Source organism: Richelia intracellularis HH01 (assembly GCF_000350105.1).
Lineage (GTDB): Bacteria > Cyanobacteriota > Cyanobacteriia > Cyanobacteriales > Nostocaceae > Richelia > Richelia intracellularis.
The window spans coordinates 1-17,080 of sequence record NZ_CAIY01000036.1; the positions used below are offsets into that span (position 1 = coordinate 1).

General features: G+C 33.7%; 11 protein-coding genes and 3 pseudogenes. 10 read left to right on the forward strand and 4 right to left on the reverse strand.

Going from position 1 to position 17,080, the window contains the following annotated elements; translation table 11 throughout:
* Nucleotides 1–489: 489 nt before the first annotated feature.
* Complete coding sequence (locus RINTHH_RS04265) at nt 490–1,113, forward strand: 4Fe-4S single cluster domain-containing protein (protein ID WP_008233292.1); 624 nt, start codon at nt 490–492, stop codon at nt 1,111–1,113.
* 449 nt (nt 1,114–1,562) lie between these two features.
* Here the strand turns inward: RINTHH_RS04265 and RINTHH_RS04270 are convergent, their stop codons facing one another.
* A complete protein-coding gene (locus RINTHH_RS04270; protein ID WP_008233294.1) occupies nt 1,563–1,910 on the reverse strand; it encodes a 4a-hydroxytetrahydrobiopterin dehydratase in 348 nt (115 codons plus the stop codon).
* A 440-nt stretch (nt 1,911–2,350) separates the two neighbouring features.
* Complete coding sequence (locus RINTHH_RS04275) at nt 2,351–4,084, reverse strand: Rqc2 family fibronectin-binding protein (protein WP_008233297.1); 1,734 nt, start codon at nt 4,082–4,084, stop codon at nt 2,351–2,353.
* 1,400 nt (nt 4,085–5,484) lie between these two features.
* Here RINTHH_RS04275 and RINTHH_RS04280 point away from each other — a divergent pair.
* Both RINTHH_RS04280 and RINTHH_RS04285 read left to right on the forward strand, forming a co-directional pair.
* A pseudogene (locus tag RINTHH_RS04280) lies at nt 5,485–5,763 on the forward strand (IS5 family transposase); the annotation flags it as partial.
* Between the two features lie 826 nt (nt 5,764–6,589).
* Complete coding sequence (locus RINTHH_RS04285) at nt 6,590–6,997, forward strand: hypothetical protein (RefSeq protein WP_008233302.1); 408 nt, start codon at nt 6,590–6,592, stop codon at nt 6,995–6,997.
* A 71-nt stretch (nt 6,998–7,068) separates the two neighbouring features.
* Here the strand turns inward: RINTHH_RS04285 and RINTHH_RS04290 are convergent, their stop codons facing one another.
* Nucleotides 7,069–7,548 (reverse strand): RNA recognition motif domain-containing protein, encoded by a 480-nt coding sequence (locus RINTHH_RS04290; protein ID WP_008233305.1) that lies wholly within the window; start codon nt 7,546–7,548, stop codon nt 7,069–7,071.
* Nucleotides 7,549–9,745: 2,197 nt separating this feature from the next.
* Here RINTHH_RS04290 and RINTHH_RS04295 point away from each other — a divergent pair.
* The 7 genes and pseudogenes from RINTHH_RS04295 to RINTHH_RS04310 all read left to right on the forward strand — a co-directional run bounded on the left by RINTHH_RS04295 (nt 9,746) and on the right by RINTHH_RS04310 (nt 15,312).
* Nucleotides 9,746–10,540 carry a peptidylprolyl isomerase gene (locus RINTHH_RS04295; protein ID WP_044304612.1) on the forward strand — a complete coding sequence of 265 codons (795 nt, stop codon included), beginning with the start codon at nt 9,746–9,748 and terminating at the stop codon, nt 10,538–10,540.
* A gap of 180 nt (nt 10,541–10,720) precedes the next feature.
* Entirely contained in the window at nt 10,721–10,873 is a 153-nt protein-coding gene (locus RINTHH_RS11490) for a hypothetical protein (protein WP_008233309.1), read from the forward strand.
* Nucleotides 10,874–11,188: 315 nt separating this feature from the next.
* Nucleotides 11,189–11,350: a hypothetical protein gene (locus RINTHH_RS11495; RefSeq protein WP_008233318.1), complete on the forward strand. Its 162-nt coding sequence runs from the start codon at nt 11,189–11,191 to the stop codon at nt 11,348–11,350.
* An 80-nt stretch (nt 11,351–11,430) separates the two neighbouring features.
* Nucleotides 11,431–11,733 (forward strand): annotated as a pseudogene (locus RINTHH_RS11500) (hypothetical protein).
* A gap of 13 nt (nt 11,734–11,746) precedes the next feature.
* Nucleotides 11,747–11,893, forward strand: a complete 147-nt coding sequence (locus tag RINTHH_RS11505; protein WP_008233319.1) for a hypothetical protein — start codon at nt 11,747–11,749, stop codon at nt 11,891–11,893.
* Nucleotides 11,894–12,096: 203 nt separating this feature from the next.
* Nucleotides 12,097–13,434 (forward strand): folate/biopterin family MFS transporter, encoded by a 1,338-nt coding sequence (locus tag RINTHH_RS04305; protein ID WP_044304616.1) that lies wholly within the window; start codon nt 12,097–12,099, stop codon nt 13,432–13,434.
* A gap of 382 nt (nt 13,435–13,816) precedes the next feature.
* Nucleotides 13,817–15,312, forward strand: a pseudogene (locus RINTHH_RS04310) (carotenoid oxygenase family protein).
* Between the two features lie 261 nt (nt 15,313–15,573).
* On the opposite strand, the gene RINTHH_RS04315 reads toward RINTHH_RS04310, so the two are convergent.
* A complete protein-coding gene (locus RINTHH_RS04315; RefSeq protein WP_044304613.1) occupies nt 15,574–16,971 on the reverse strand; it encodes a TldD/PmbA family protein in 1,398 nt (465 codons plus the stop codon).
* Between the last annotated feature and the right edge of the window lie 109 nt (nt 16,972–17,080).

Genomic DNA, 17,080 nt, shown 5'->3' on the forward strand with positions numbered 1-17,080 from the left:
TTATAAAACTAATATTGTTATTATATTAATAATTAGTTTACTAAGTTCACTAGATAAAATTAATAAATTTAAATATTTTTGATATCTTACAAGACTATTATAGGCATAATTTCTGCTATTTATTTTATAACAAAAACAGAAATTATAAATAGTAAAAATTAGAAAATCTTCAAGCCTTATACGCAAACAATTTTCTCGATTATTTTTATATAAAAGCTTGAATCATATTTGCCTTATGTATTATAATATTGCTGAAGTAAATTCTTACTATTCTATTAAAATCTAGCAGTAATATGTGGAAATAAGTAGATTAGATAGTGAAATTTATAGTAATTCAAATATTATACATAATTAGCCTGTAGAGTCATAATTTTTTTTTGCTATGGAGCTTTGATATATTATACATATTTCCTGTCTAATATTAGGAGTTTCGAGAAAAGTCTACAACAACCAAATTTACTTAATTTATTAATTTAAAGGAGTAAAAGTATGGAAAGAGGGATTAATGACTCATTATTATCATTCATAGACATTCCCATTGGATACCTAAATATTATGGGTTATATCGATGAATCAGAAGTGAATGGTCCTGGTTGTCGTGCTGTTGTGTGGGCACAAGGTTGTTTACAGGAGTGCCCTGGTTGTTTTAATCATGATTCCTGGTCATTTGAGATAAATCAACTGATTACTGTTGATGCCTTAGCAGAAAAAATCCTTAGCAATCCACGCAATACAGGTGTGACATTTTCTGGTGGAGAACCATTTTGGCAAGCACCTGCATTTGCAGCTTTGGCTAGTAAGCTCAGACTGAAAGGCTTAAATATTATGTCGTTTACAGGCTTTTATCTAGAAAAACTAAAATCTGAATATGCCCCCCCTGGGGCAAAGGAACTAATGGACCAACTGGATATTTTGATAGATGGTGCATTTGTTGAATCTCTGGCGATTAATAATCCCAGTTCTCCCGTATCCTCTACCAATCAGAGAATACATATATTTAATCCAAAATTACAAGATAATATGACATGGTCAAGCAACCAAACAGAAGTTCATATATTTAAAGATGGTAGTCGTATTGTTACCGGTTATCGTAGTTGGCTAGAAAAGTCTTAGGAATGGATTAGAAATTAGATCTAGTAAATTTTTCCCTTTTCTTGTATTCATAATCTTCTCAACTTTATCATTTATGATCAAAGTGAAAATAATAAATGCCAGAACTCATATTGACTATCCTCTTTTACCATCTCTCAGTTTATAATTTACTGTAATATGATTATTCTTCAGCATAGATAATCAAAATTTTAGTTTTCAGAACTATTTGTATATCTTAGACTACCAGTGCAAAGACAAATAATTTTATTATTTGTCTTTGCACGTTTGTGAATATATTTTGGTGAAATTACTCTCATAGTAAGGATAAGAACTATTAATTACCTTATCCTTATAGTTATTCATATAACTGTTAGTTTTATTGTTGAAGTTACTCACGATAATATCACTAATATCTTAATGGTTGAGGTAAAAATAACATTATAAAGCGAAGATTATGTCATGTATTTATACTAGATGTATTTAGTATAAATATGATCGCTTTTGGCTGCCATAATAAAGTCATTACGATGTAGCCCTTTAATAGCATGAGTCCACCAAGTTGCTGTTACTTTTCCCCATTCTGTTAGTAAAGAAGGATGATGTCCTTCTATTTCTGCTGCTTCTCCTACAAGTTGGGTAAAGGCTAGTGCCTTCTGAAAATTTGAAAATAGATAGGTGCGTTGTAACCTTCTTTCCCCATCTTGGATAATGATGCCCCACTCAGGAATTTGAGGCTTTAACTCCGTAATAATTTCATCTGTTACTGATTTGGATCTACTACTACAAGAAATACATGTTTGTTCTGATAAGATCTGCATTTAAATTTTTCCTGAAAATTATAGTTCACTATAATAAATCATTTATGACATTTTTTATATATTATGTTAGTTGCGACAATTTCTATAGTCTTAAATTCTTAAGGGAAAACAATCAAGGCGCTATCCAGATTTATGTCAGCTAACATTGCTATCTTCTTCCTTTTATATGGGTTCTATTTTCTATAGATGCTTATCTTATATACAAGCAATAATATTTATTACGTGTTATTATCTTCATAAGATATATTATCTACTTTGTAAATAAAAATAACCTAAGTTCAATAATTTAAATAATCGATTTCCAGCTTATTGAGCTTGATCATCATGAAAATTTATTAAAATTTGTTAACTTAGTTTATAAGCAGAATAGTTAAGGACTTAACATCGGATTTTTATACTAATAATGCTTTCCTCTGTGCTACCACAAACTATAGCTATTATTATATAAATTGGGAATCTCTAAATTGTTGGGGTTTACCCCAAATAATTTGTTCTTGTCGGTAAATAGCAATTCCTGGTTTAGCCCCCTTTGGTTTGTAAACATGTCTTGTTTGGGTATAAACTACTGGAACTTGATCACTTTGGCAGGCACGACTGTAGTACGCTGCCAAGTTAGCTGTGAATTGAAGGTCTTCACTATCAGCTATAGTGCCAGGTTCTAAACGCAGTAGTACATGACTCCCCGGTATCTCTTGAGCGTGAAACCACAAGTCATAATCTCCAGCTAGACGAAAGCTCAAATAATCATTTTGATTGTTGTTACGTCCAACTAATACCTCAAAACCACTAGCAGTATGGTAACGGTGAAAGTTGTAGGTACGATCTTTGTAATTATGATTAATATACTTTTGTGCTTTCAAATATTGTTGTTGAATTAATTCTTCTCTAATTTCTTCTAGAGTTTGTAAATCTATTAGAGATTTATAACTATCTATCTGGATAATCGAAGCTTCTACGTGTTGCAAGTAATTTATTTCTGCCATCACCTCTATTAAAAGGGGCTTAACCAATTTATTAGCACGTTTTAGTTTTTGGTGTTTTTTATATAAGTATTGAGCATTTTGTACAGCATTTTTATTTACCTCTAGAGGAATTCTTACGGGTTCCCCAGTTTCAAAATCTGGGAGTTTAATTTCCGTCATTCCCGGTTCCCATGTTTGCAGATATGCCATTAATAGGTCAGCTTTTTGTCGGTATGTATTTGCATGTAGAGACTGCTGCAACTTATCAGCAAAAGTGTTTTGTTTTACTACTAATTTGGTTAATGTATTACTCAATTTTTGACTTAAATAATGGCGTAGTTGTTCAAATTGCTGTTGATTAAGTTGATTGGTATAATACTGATTAATAAGTTTCTGGATATCACTCACAGTTTCCACTACTTGCCAGCCCATTATATTGTATCCAGTGGATGTGGTTACAGGTCTAAACTTTCCCTCAGCCAAGGCTTGTAACCACATCTGCCAATATTGAAATAACTCTTGCCATATACTAGGTGTCAGGGAAGATATGGTGCAATTAGGACTAACTCCAGCACAATTTAGCATGGATTCAATCAATGAAGGGGAAAGTCCACGATAGTTTTGTAGTAATCGTGTTTTAAGTATCCCTGGAACTAAACTTACTCTCTCTTGCCAACTTTGTTGAGATTCTCCCAAAGTGGGAATTGTATTAGTAAGCTTTGGCGGTTTTTCATATATTTTTCCTGTAAGTAAGGTACGAACGCCAGACTTTTTTCCATGTACTTGGTTAGCAACAGTAATAATTATATTTTGTGTATCGAGAAGAATCACATTACTATGTTTGCCCATTATCTCTACATGTAGATGATAAATTGGGGCTTCTCCTGGGCGACGAGCAAATCGCATATCTAAAGCACGTTCCCAAGGAGCAATCATTTCTATTCCAACTAATACTAACCCCCCTAACTGATGTATTAGTTGTCGACTGAAAGTAAAGGTGTCTGGTAGTCGTGGTGGTGGATTACCAATGCACATCCTTGCAGCTTGAGGGTGCCAAGAAATATCTAACCAACACCTACCATGTAAATTTCTTAGGGCTAAGGCAATGGTATAGCAATCCCGTTGGTAAACTTTTTCTAAACGTGATGGTAACCAACGACAACGTATGTCACTACAAATTGCTACCAGGGTTGTAAAGTCAACTGTCTGCACATTAATTAGCTATTTTTATTTGTTGCCTCGTTGTATAAGTATAACAAAAGCGAGATGTAATAATCAGGAAATACTAGGAAAAGTTTTCAATTTGTTTCATTTAACATAACTGCGTAGTACCGTACCATATTTGTTGAAGACAAACATCATCCTATTTTTAAATCAACCGTAAAGCTTCAAGTCTAAATTTAAGTAATTTTAAAGAAGTCTGCATGTTTATAATTGACCATTACCCTAGTATTTGGGTTAAAGAACTTAATGAAAAAAATATTTTTGGGTACAATACTTTCGTATGGGCATAAATATTATTATTCGGTAATAAGAGATAAAATAAAAAATTAGTAACTGGATTATAAAAGTGTGAAGAACAGAGCAGGTATTAAAGTAATAATAGCTGCTATTGGCAATAGCTTTATTAAAAAATAAAGTAGTTAATCATCCTATTACTTGTATTTTACTTGGCTAAAAGATACATTTATTTCATGGAACTTAAAAGTGCTTTTGAAATAACAAAAATAAAACCTAGCCAAAATATATCTAAGTATTTTTTATTATGTTTTGCTTTTTATTTTACCTAGTATTGAGCTGACTATAAGTTCAGTTTGATGTATACTCTGCCCAAATTTATTCATCAACTCATATCTTGAAAGGTTATTGTAGGAAATACCTTGAGTATGATATATATAGTTAACCAGGTGTTAGAAAGCAGCGTAGTTGTACTTGGAAGTATTTAAGAATTTTATTTGAAAAGAGTACATTATTCTAATGTAGGGTAAACTCTTAGTATTTTCACGGTGAGGATTTTCATCATTATAAATACATGTTAGAACTTGTATATGGTAATGTACTGATTAAAATATCTTTTTGATTGATTGGAAGTTTAAAGGCAGAAAAATAATATTTTTAATAATCAATGAAAATAAAAAGTTTAGTAGATTTATATAAATACAAAGAAATAAAATTTATGAGTTCGATGAACTGTGTATATCTTGTAGAAATACTCTTGCCTTAAATATAATAAATACCACAGTCAAGTAAGCTTAATTTAGTATTGTTAAATTGAGGTTAATTATAGGGAGTTAATAATTGATTCAGTGGAATTATCGAATCTTTTAGTTAAAAATGCGATGAGATGTATTTTACAGACCAACTAAAATTGGATAATTTCAACCGGAGCCCTTAATGATTAAGCAACTGTTCAATTACACTTTTGATATTTTTTAGGAGATAACAACAAATGACATACGCTTATTTGAATTAATTCCGGCTGGTTTAACCTCATTTACAAAATTAAAAATCAGGATTATAAACCATTGATAAGGTTAATATTGAAAGATTACTAGCTAAGTATTATCCTAAATATAGGATACTTGAAAGGCAATATATATACTTATAAAGCGATGGCTCGGAAGGCTTATTCTAGTGATCTTAGTGATTTAGAGTGGGAAATACTAGCACCATTAATTCCACCACCCAAATTGGGTGGACATCCTCGTACAACTAACATGAGAGAAGTATGCAATGCCATCTACTATCAATTAAAAACAGGGTGTCAATGGAATATGCTTCCTAGAGATTTTCCCCCAAGTTCAACAGTATATAATTATTACCGAAAATGGCAAAAACGTGGAGTTTGGCGAGAATTGAACCATACATTACGTGATCGTTTAAGAGAAAAATAGGGTTTTAATTGCAACTACCTCCTACAATAACAACAGAGAACCAACAAGTGAGAAAATCAACTTCTCTTGATTTACAAAATTTTGTTTTGGGCAATTAGTCAAAAATGGGGAAAGCCAAACTATATTTAATAACCTTTGACTATTACTTAAATTTTGATGAATGGGGAAAATAAACAACTGTAAAATTTGAATTTATTATACTCTCACTCTTAGTGCAAGGATCATAAGTCTAACTCTCTTGTTAGTTATTACATCTAAACTAGAATTAATTCATCTACATATAAAATAAGGGTTGCTTTACATCTTATCTAAAGATAAAGCTACAGAAAAAATAAGATTTATATAGTTTTACCAAAATATGTAATTATTTTTTTTCAAAGATTATGAATATATAAGAGAAAAATAACCTGGCTTCCACACAAGTATAAATTTGGCGATTTTCAAGCAGTTTTTCTTAACGTGAGGTTATATAGGAAGATGGTAAAGTCCTTATATCGATGACATAATAAGTTTTTTCCAAGAAAAAATCTGGTAAAAACAAAATTAAGGTGGCAGGTATGATCATCAATATGTTTTGAGATTCTGGGATTTAGACATATAATTCGTCACTATTCTAAAATTAGTAAAGGCATAGGCCAAAGTATTTCATATCCTTCTTAATTAATATCTACTAAAGAATACTTAGTGTGAATTATAAAATATAAGGTTGGTTGAGTCATGTGGTATAAATGGATGATACTAGTATCATTCATACTACAAAACTATAGTTAAGATTGCCTCAAACTATTACCAGAGTGCAATAACCAGTAGTAGAATAATTCTTATGAAATTAGAATTCGTTCCCGTTGATAAGTTCTACTTTGCTATTACCTTGGCTGTTAGAACACTTGAATATTTAGAATATCCCGGGTTGGTCGATAGTACGCGGTCCGAATTGTTTCGGGAATATGGTCAGCCTTCAACTGTCGCTCCTGGTAAACAAAATACATTTAACTATGTCTTTTCAGTTCTGGGCGTAGATAATAGTCCTTCCAGTCAACTTATAGTTTCTATATCGGACTGGCAAAATAAATTACGTCTGAGTAGTGATTATGGCTGGGTTTTGAACTCTGAATATAAGCCCATCCGCACAGAAAAATTTAACCAACGCACCCATTTTTCCCAAAGTCTACAAAGCTATATACAAAAAGACTTACAAATATGTATGAAAGACCTGAATCTTAAGCTTTAAAAACAATCAGAGGGATTAAAAATTAAAAATTGGCCAGGAATTTTTAATTTTTAAGGTTCCCAAACCAACAACTAATTAGTTGTCTGTGCAGCTAGCATCTCTTTAAGCTTTTCCAGCTCTGTAGCCCAACGAGGATCTGGACGGATTGTATCAGAATCTCCTCCATAAGGAGAACTATTATCTCGTGAATTATTATTACGACGGGATTTTTTCGAATTTTTCTCCCGACGGTTATTCTCTTTAGCAGGAGTTCCTTGAGTTGCTAACTTAGTACTTTGTTCTTCTCCATCTTCTGTCCTTGCGCGTGGCAGAGCTTTTTCTATTTTAATTATAGTATCTTTGAAGGTTTGACCATTATACTTTTCAATGATCTGGTCTGCCTGCTCATTATTGTTGACGGTAATAAAGCCAAACCCTCGACACTTGCCTGTCTTGCGATCTTTGATTAACTTAGTCGTAACGCTATCTCCCTCTTCTACAAATACTGCTTGTAAATCCTGGCGATCTATTTCCTCTTTGGGCAAATTGCCTATATATAAACGAACAGACATGAGCTATACCTCTGTTTAATGGGATAAAACATAAAGAACTTGTTGCTTCTGATGTGTGGCCAATAACTACAATACTGGCCGAAAATGTCGTCAATCAAATTCTTTCCTCAAAATCGTCAACCGAAACAACCCAGTTTTTCTCGATGTTTAAGTTCACTCAATACAAACATGCATACAAGATCCAGAGCACCTTATCATTCACGAATTTGCAATTCAGCGGTTTCCCAGGTACTTTGGAGCAAAGTTTCCACTAGTCTGGCGGGAGAACTGATACCATCCCCCACCTTATCATGGTCTTGAACTATGTAGCCAGTTCAAACTTTACATTTTTAATTTTCTCCTGATGAGAGCCGCAGCATAAAATACTTTATATTTCAGAGTTTTTATCTGAACAGACAAGAGCCATCATAAAACTGGCTTTCCTTTAACTATCTTTGAGAAGTAATGCTTATGACATACAACTATTATAAATATACATAATACCATCTAATGTGATAAGAAAAACAGCTTCAAACCAAATCCCAAATAAATTTTAGTGATAAGGCTGAACAAAAATTTTTGGAAAAAACCTTGTTCAAATTTTAAGAAAATAACTATAAAGACCCGTTCTACGCCCTTCATGGTTGAAGACTGCAATACATTTTTCCCAATTTACAGGAGCCATAAGTATATTTTTCTTGATTATTTATACTTGCTTTATCTATGTTATATACGCAATTTGATTGGAGTTCATGATTTTCATACAGTATTGAAATTTTTGATAGCCATCTATTTTTTTACTAATGCTAATAATAGCAATTTTCCTAATTATCTTAATTTATGTTTATTTTTATTATCTTGTTTCCAGATAACTCTTAGTTATTTCCTATTCTCTCAGGAATCCTATATCTTAATTTTCATAAAACAGTGAAGTCTTTCCCAATCAATGATTGTATATATTCTGTTTGAAAAAAGTTTAAGGTATTCTGACTATTATGAAACACACGTGTATTCCCCTATTGCCTTCCTGCTATAATTATGGAATGTGAAAAAGTTTATTCTCCATTAATTATGATAAGTCTTCAATCATAATTAATTATCGCTCAGATGCTTGGCAAATAATATTCTTGAATATTTCTTAACTCTTTTAAGAAGTTGTTGCCCTTTAGATAGTTTTAATAGCTTGCCTGTTTGCAGCTAAGACTTATAGCACTATTAATTTTAAAGTTGTAACTGCAATCAACTATCTTATATTTTTACGACCATAATAACCACTACCTTACTTTGCTATTGCCTAAATTCTAACCATTTGACTTGCTATCCTATACACCATAAAGTCCTCATATCTAATGCATTATGTAATTTTATGACTTTTACTAGCAATAGTATAGAAAATGATGTTTGTAATTCAATATATATATAACTTATACTTATACCGTATTTAGTTTTTTATTCGCATAGCTTAGTTTTAATAATTAATATTACCAATAGATTCATATTGTATATATTTTGACTTTCTTAAATAATTTCTACTTATATGAGAAATATACTAGACTTTATACTTAGGGAATTGATTACAGAATACCTGTAATTCCAAAGAGTTTTTGAAATTACAGGTATTCTACTGGAAGTATACTAGTCTAAATAAAATTATTACACTGGAACAACTGATTGGAAATGCTTTTATTACAAGGATCATAATAAAAGCGGTGTGTTTACCTGAAGTATTATGAGTTTATCTTATCTTCATAATGCTTTTTGAGTAGTTTAATTTGGTATTATATTGCTCAAACTTGGAAGGATATTTATGAACAACTTATACTTTAAATATATATACAATGCCTATTGTTATTGAGTAAGTTTTCCTAAAACCTAATTCTTAATATAAGCTTTATTAGCTAGCTTATAAATACTGTCTTTTTGTCAAGGATAAATTTGACACTAGATTTTCAGAAAACCTTATTTATTCATTCTATTAGTTATACTAAGGCTAGTTTCTAAATAGGATTTAGAAACTAGCCTTAGTATAAGAGTTGTAGTACTGTCTAATTGTGGGGGGATATTAGCAAGGGATATAATCCTTTTCTAAAATTATTTTTGTTTTCTATGTTTGATGTACATACTATGTTACTAACTATCTTTTTTGTGTAGATGTTAATCATTGAAATTAACAACTGCCATGAAGGTTAGGATATTTTACTTGTTTTTGAAATGGTCTATGCAGTTAAAAATCTCTAGATACTTGGTTGCGCTGATTATTGTTAGTGCATTGTTATTGAATGGGTGCTTAACACCCCAGACGAATTCTGATATTTCTAAATCTTTCAATGCGGCCGAAGAAACTTCTGAGAACGTAGATTATACAAATATAACTCCTATGTCAGATGATATAAAATCAAGTGACCCTTTAATGAAAAACCTACCCAGGCTAGAAGGTAAAGCCACAGTAATAATGACTGTAAAAGGTTCACCCATAACTATTGAATTAGATGGTATTAATGCTCCAATCACATCTGGTAATTTCGTGGATTTAGTGCAAAAAGGTGTTTTTGACGGCTTAGCTTTTCATAGGGTTATTGGGCCTACAACTAATCAAGATCCATTTGTAGTTCAAGGTGGAGATCCTCAAAGCAAAGACCCAAAATTTCCAATAAATAGGTTGGGAACTGGTAATTATATCGAACCTAAAACTGGTCAGGTCAGATATATTCCTTTAGAAATAAAGGCAAAAGAATATGGGAAAGCAACCTATGGCAAGACTATATCCAAAGCACCAGAACTACCTCACACCTTAGGCGCAATAGCTATGGCTAGGTCACAGATGCCTAATTCTGCTTCCTCACAGTTTTACTTTGCTTTGGCAGATCTTGGTTTTTTAGATGGGAATTATGCAGTCTTTGGTTATGTAACTGATGGTATGACTACAGTTAACAAAATTGAACAGGGTGATCGCATTGAATCTGCAAGAGTAATAAAAGGTGCAGAAAATTTGAAACAGCCTGACAAATCATGAATTGGAAAAATAGGAGATAAATTAGGTAAGTAACAAGTGAAATTCATCATAATGATCTTAAGACATGCAAGATAAAACTCATGCGATTAGTAATTTTCAGCGTGTTTTATACATAGAGATGTTCATATACATTACTGTAAATATACTTAATTATTAATTTCCCTATTCCAAAATCTAAAATTGACTGAAGTTCTTGTTACAGGTATTGTTTTGGTATCATCTTTAGGTCATAGCCTGGATGATACTTGGCAAAAGTTAATTACAGGTTTTTCAGACATTCAAGTGCATCAAATTTTTCCAGAACTACCTCCATTACCTGTAGGGTTATATTGATATAAGGCCAGCAGACTTAAGCGATTAACCCGTCTGATTATCGAGTCTGCAATTCAAAATACTAATTTAAGCCTTCCTTTATCTGATTGTGGGGTTATAATTGGTTCTATTCGAGACCACCAGTAGTTGGGAGGGTTTTGAATTTGAAAGAGCTAAAGGGAGAAAAGAGCTTAAATTATAATCCTTTTACTCTTGACCCTCAAAATCCTCACCTTTGTGTCTAGAGAATTGGATAGATAAGTTGCCTCATATGAATGCAATCACAATAGCTAGAAAAGTAGGTACCATGGGAGTGGTTATTTATCCTATGGCAGCTTGTGCTACGGGCTTGTTTACGATATTTCTGGCCAGTGTCAAAGAGTAATTGATGGTGCAGTAGAAACACCAATTACTCCTTTAATAATTACTGGGTTTTCAAAGAATGGGGGCTTGCAAGTACTGGGGCTTATCCTTTTAACAAGCATAGGGAAGATTTAGCACTAGGAGAAGGCAGTACTGTTTTTGTATTAGAGTCCGGGGAAGTAGCCAAGAAGAGTAAGGCAAAGATTTGTGGACAAATACTAAGTGCTGGGACAACTGCAGATGCTTATCATGGTAATGTTCCATATCCTCAAGTTAGGAGTGTAATTATAGCCATAAAACAATGTTTAAAAAACTCCAATCTTAAACCTGAAGATATTGATGTTATCCATGCCCATGGTACTATAACCCAATTAAATGGCAAGAATTAGAGTCTTATTATACAACATGTATTCAGTCATAGAGTGGCCATAAGTTCCACAAAAGGATCTACTGGGCATACATTAGGAGCATCAGGGGCTTTGAGCATTGCTTTTTCTCTTATGTCTTTACACCAGTAAATACTCCCGCCGTGTGTTGGTTGGTCTGAAAGTACCAGAGTTTGACTTAAATTTAGTACCCATAGCCAGTGAAGCGAACATAGAACAAGCGTTATGCTTGGGCTTTGGTTTTGGAGGTCAGAATACCATGATTGCTTTGAGGAAATTGAAGGATTATTAATGAAAACTCAATATAACCCTTGAAATAAGTAGGAATTGAAAGGTAAGGCTTCTAATAAGTCTGGAGAAGAGTATAACTAAAATTAGCCATACTTTACTTAGTGGACATAGTTCACAGTAGCAGGTTTAATCAACATACTAACCATAATTCATGGAAAACCGATATGATATATGGGTAGAAGAATCTTAACAATTGTTTATCAAATGCTGATATCTTCCTCTGGCTTATCCAAGGTTAAAAATTCAGTACAGGAAAAAATTTTGTTTGGTAATGAGCCAAGTTACGAACTAGTGGCTATTCTGACCGTTTACTTTGTCCAGGGAATTTTAGGTTTGGCGCGACTAGCTGTAAGTTTTTTTCTTAAAGATGAACTATTGTTAAGTCCGGTTCAAGTATCTGCTATTTTAGGTATTGTTTCTTTACCCTGGATAGTGAAACCTTTATTTGGGTTTATGTCTGATGGTTTACCCATCTTTGGCTATCGTCGCTGCCCATATTTGGTTTTATCAGGTATACTTGGTGCGATTTCTTGGGTTAGTTTAGCCACAGTAGTACATAAACCTATAACCGCCACTTTAGCAATCATGTTGAGCTCACTTTCAGTGGCTGTCAGTGATGTCATAGTTGACTCCCTGGTAGTAGAAAGGGCAAAAGCCGAATCACAAACTGAAGCTGGTTCTTTACAATCATTATGCTGGGGTGCATCTGCCTTAGGGGGGATAATTACAGCTTATTTTAGTGGAATTCTATTAGAACACTTCACCACTCGTACAATATTTTGGGTTACAGCCTCATTTCCATTGTTGGTTTCCGGGGTAGCATGGTTAATTGCTGAAACCCCAATTTATGAGGTTAGTAAAGATAATTTCTTGAGTATAAAAAACCAACTTAAGCAACTCTATCAAGCAATCACTCAAAAAGCAATTTGGCTACCTGCAGCTTTTGTATTTATTTGGCAAGCGACCCCTACTGCAGATTCAGCATTTTTTTTCTTTACTACCAATGAATTGCATTTCCAACCAGAATTTCTAGGCAGAGTCCGTCTAGTTGCTAGTGTTGCATCACTATTAGGTATTTGGATATTTCAGCGGTTCCTAAAAACTATCCCTTTCCGAGTAATTTTTGCTTGGAGTACATTGATGTCGGCTGTATTGGGGATGACAATGCTACTATTAGTAACTCATACTAACCGTATTATTGGCATTGATGACTACTGGTTTAGTTTGGGTGATAGTCTCATTTTAACTGTAATGGGGCAAATCGCCTATATGCCTGTATTAGTTTTGGCAGTAAGATTATGTCCCTCAGGAATAGAAGCAACATTATTTGCTCTATTAATGTCAATCTTTAACTTGGCTGGTTTAGTCTCTTATGAACTTGGTGCAGGGCTGATGCACATACTGAGAATTAGTGACAACAACTTTGACCTACTTTGGTTGTTAGTAATCATAACTAACATCAGTACATTATTACCTCTACCCTTTCTTAAATGGCTACCTCCTGCAAACAAGGAAGCCATTCCAGTAAAAATCATGCTGTGATATTTACCATGGAGAATAGTAAGAAATACTAGTTGAATTTTCAACTTTTAGGTTTAGAAGTATTCCTTTTAATTATTCTTAATATTTATATAGTCTTTTTCATTAAGAGAAACAAGAGGCAAATGAGTAGAAGGAATTACAGTAAATTAGCCTGAGAATATGAAGTTAATTGAATTCATCAGAAGATTCAATAGTCTTATATATTCACCACTTTTAACACATAAAAAAACAAAGTGAATAAAACTTTCATTATTCACTTTGGTTTTTTTGTAGTTTATGAACTTAATTTACGGGTAAGTTAACCAACATGACCAAAAATTATCCGAATTAATATGCTGGCGAGTAATTTTCATTAAGCATTAATAATTTTTAAGAAAAATATATGCAGAGCCAACCGGCAAATACATCTACCCATATGAAACAATCCTATACTATTGAAGACTGGCAATCAGGGTATACATCTCTGAAACAAGAATATGACTATTGGATAGAAAATATAGAAGGTGAAATACCCTCAGAACTTAATGGTACTTTGTTTAAAAATGGTCCTGGCTTACTAGATATTAATGGGCAAAGCATCCATCATCCTTTTGATGGTGATGGGATGATCTCTCGTATAACCTTTGATAATAAACGTGTTCATTTTCGCAACCGTTATGTGCGTACCCCGGGCTACCTAAAAGAGCAGAAACTTGGTAGAATACTTTACCGTGGCGTTTTTGGGACTAAGAAAACGGGTGGATGGCTCGCAAATTGTTTTGACTTAAAAAACAAAGAAGTTGCAAATACCAATGTTATTTATTGGGGTGATAAACTACTTGCGTTGTGGGAGGCTTCTGAGCCTTATTGTTTGGATCCCTATACTCTAGATACCTTGGGAAAAGACTACTTGGAGGGAGGTTTGGTAGCAGGTAGTTCTTTCTCCGCCCATCCCCGGTTTGATACAAGTAGTAAACTGGATGGTGGGCAACCTTGTTTGGTGAACTTTTCTGTTAAAAATAATGGATTATACATCTCCATTACTGTGTTTGAGCTGGATATAACCGGTAAAGTTACAAGAAAACACACCCACCAGTTCCCGGGTTTTGCACTTATTCACGACTTTGTCATTACTCCTAATTACTGTATTTTTTTCAAAATCCCGTAAGTTTTAATCCTATACCCTTCATTATAGGAACAGCTGGTGCAGCGCAATGTATTAGTTTTCAATCTCATAAACCCAGCCGTGCAATTATTATTCCTCGTAATCCAGAAAACCTAAAAATCAAGACTATAGAAATAAATTCGGGTTTTATCTTCCACCATGCTAACGCTTTTGAACAGGATGATAAGATAGTAGTCGACTCTATATGTTATGAGGAATTCTTGCCAGGAATCAAACAAGGAGAGGATTTATATCAAGTTGACTTTAGTTTGATTCCACCAGGGAAATTGTGGCGTTTCCATCTTAATATTGAAGATAGGACGTTTAATAAAAAACCTTTAGGAAATTTCTGTTGCGAATTTCCAAGTATTAATCCGCAAAATTTAGGGCGAAAATATCGATACCTATATATAGGTTCTACTCATTTTCCTTGGGGCAATGGCCCATTGCAGGCAATTAAAAAAGTCGATTTGTATACGGGAGAAATACAAATATGGAGTGCTGGAGCAAGGGAGTTTACAGGTGAGCCATTGTTTGTTCCACACCCCAATTCCACTTCTGAAGATGATGGTTGGGTGTTGGCTATAATTTATGATGCAGAGCATCATCGTTCTGACATACTAATTCTTAATGCTAAGGATTTACGTGGAAAACCCCTAGCAAGATTACACTTAAGGCACCATATTCCTCATGGACTACATGGAACTTTCACACATAAAGTTTTTCTTAAATAAGTTGGTAAATATTCCAATTATATGGAATATTTACCCTATTAATACAATAGGAAATCATATTGATTCTTTTGAGTAGAATGCATATTTAGTTACATTTTTATCAAAAATCTAGCGATGTTTTTGCTGACCCTAATTTCTTAGAATTGGGTAAGTACTATCAAGTTCTATCTTCGATAGGGATACCAGATTGCAAAATTAACTCCAACAGTTACATATCGTAAATATGGTGTAGGCAGATGGGAAATGCTATTTTTATTTTACTTAAGCTGCTTTACCACCAACGACTACATTTTTGATGCGTAGACTTGGTCCCCCACAACCTACTGGTAAACCATTTTGTCCTCCTTTACCACACCCACCAGACTCATCCCAATAGAAGTCATTACCGATTGCTTCTATGTCTAAAAGCGTCTGAAATACATTACCGGAAAGAGTAACACCTTTAATAGGTTCAGCAATCTTACCATTGCGAATCATCCATGCTTCCCCTGCACTGAAAGTAAACATCTCGCCATTAGTCATACCACCTAACCAACTGCTGGCATAAACTCCTTGTTTGATATCTGTTAATAAATCTGTTGCAGGAGTCTTTCCTCTAGCAATCCAGGTATTTGTCATTCTTACAATGGGAGTATAGTGGTAGTTAAGACAGCGGGCATTGCCGGTAGCTGCCTCACATAGTTTACCTGCAGTTTCCCGAGAATGTAATCTTCCAACTAAAATTCCATTTTTAATTAATTGTGTTGTGCTAGCAGGAGTTCCTTCATCATCATAAAAGTAACTACCTCGATGTCCTTTGGGTGCTGCACCATCAAAAATTTGTAACTCTGGGGGACCAAATCTTCTACCAATAGTCATTACTTCCAAAATTTCGGGATTTTCATAAGCCATATCTGCTTCAGAAAGATGTCCAAAGGCCTCATGAACAAATAAACCTGTAAGTATTGGATCAATTACTACAGTATATGTATTACCTTTAACTGGAGGAAGAGACAAAGCAATAATGGATCTTTGTGCCGTATTCTTTACTTTATTATCTAAACCTGTAAGATCTTCAAACCCCCGACGAGAACCAGTAGTTTCCCTACATGTCTCAACTTTATCACCTTTTCTTGCAGTGGCAGCAAAACGCATTTCCATGTCCACCCAAGATTGTTCAATGAGTGTTCCTTCACTAGATGCAATGATAACTTTTTGAGAGTTGTCAGAATAACGTACGGAAGTTGTCGCGATACAACTTCCGACACTTCTCATCAAGTCCACATAGCGCTCACACAATTCTTTTTTCCTGTTTATGCTTATTTTCCTGGGATCTGTGGCGATAATGGGTAGTTGACATACTACTTGCACTGGTTCTATAGGAGCTAGGATAGTTACTTCACTTCCCACCATGCGTGCAGCTGCGATTGCTTCTTCTATACGTTCATTAATACTTGTTAGTCTATTGAAACTACTTAAACCCCACCCTCCTTTATAACAAGCTCTAATATGTCCACCAATAGAAATATCTTCACTTAAGGTTTCTACTCTGTCACCACGTAGTACTATATTTGTACCTTCAGACTCTTCTAAGCGAATAATAAGATAATCAACCCTAGAATAATACCGGGCGATTAAATCCAAGAGCAGGTTTTTTGCATCTGCAAGTAAAGATTGCATTGAATAGGTAGTAAAAATAATCAATCTACTTTAATTTATTGTGCGATAATTTGGAAAGGGGAGGAGAAAGAATATAGTCGTGAATTAGAAAATTTCACATATCTAAACT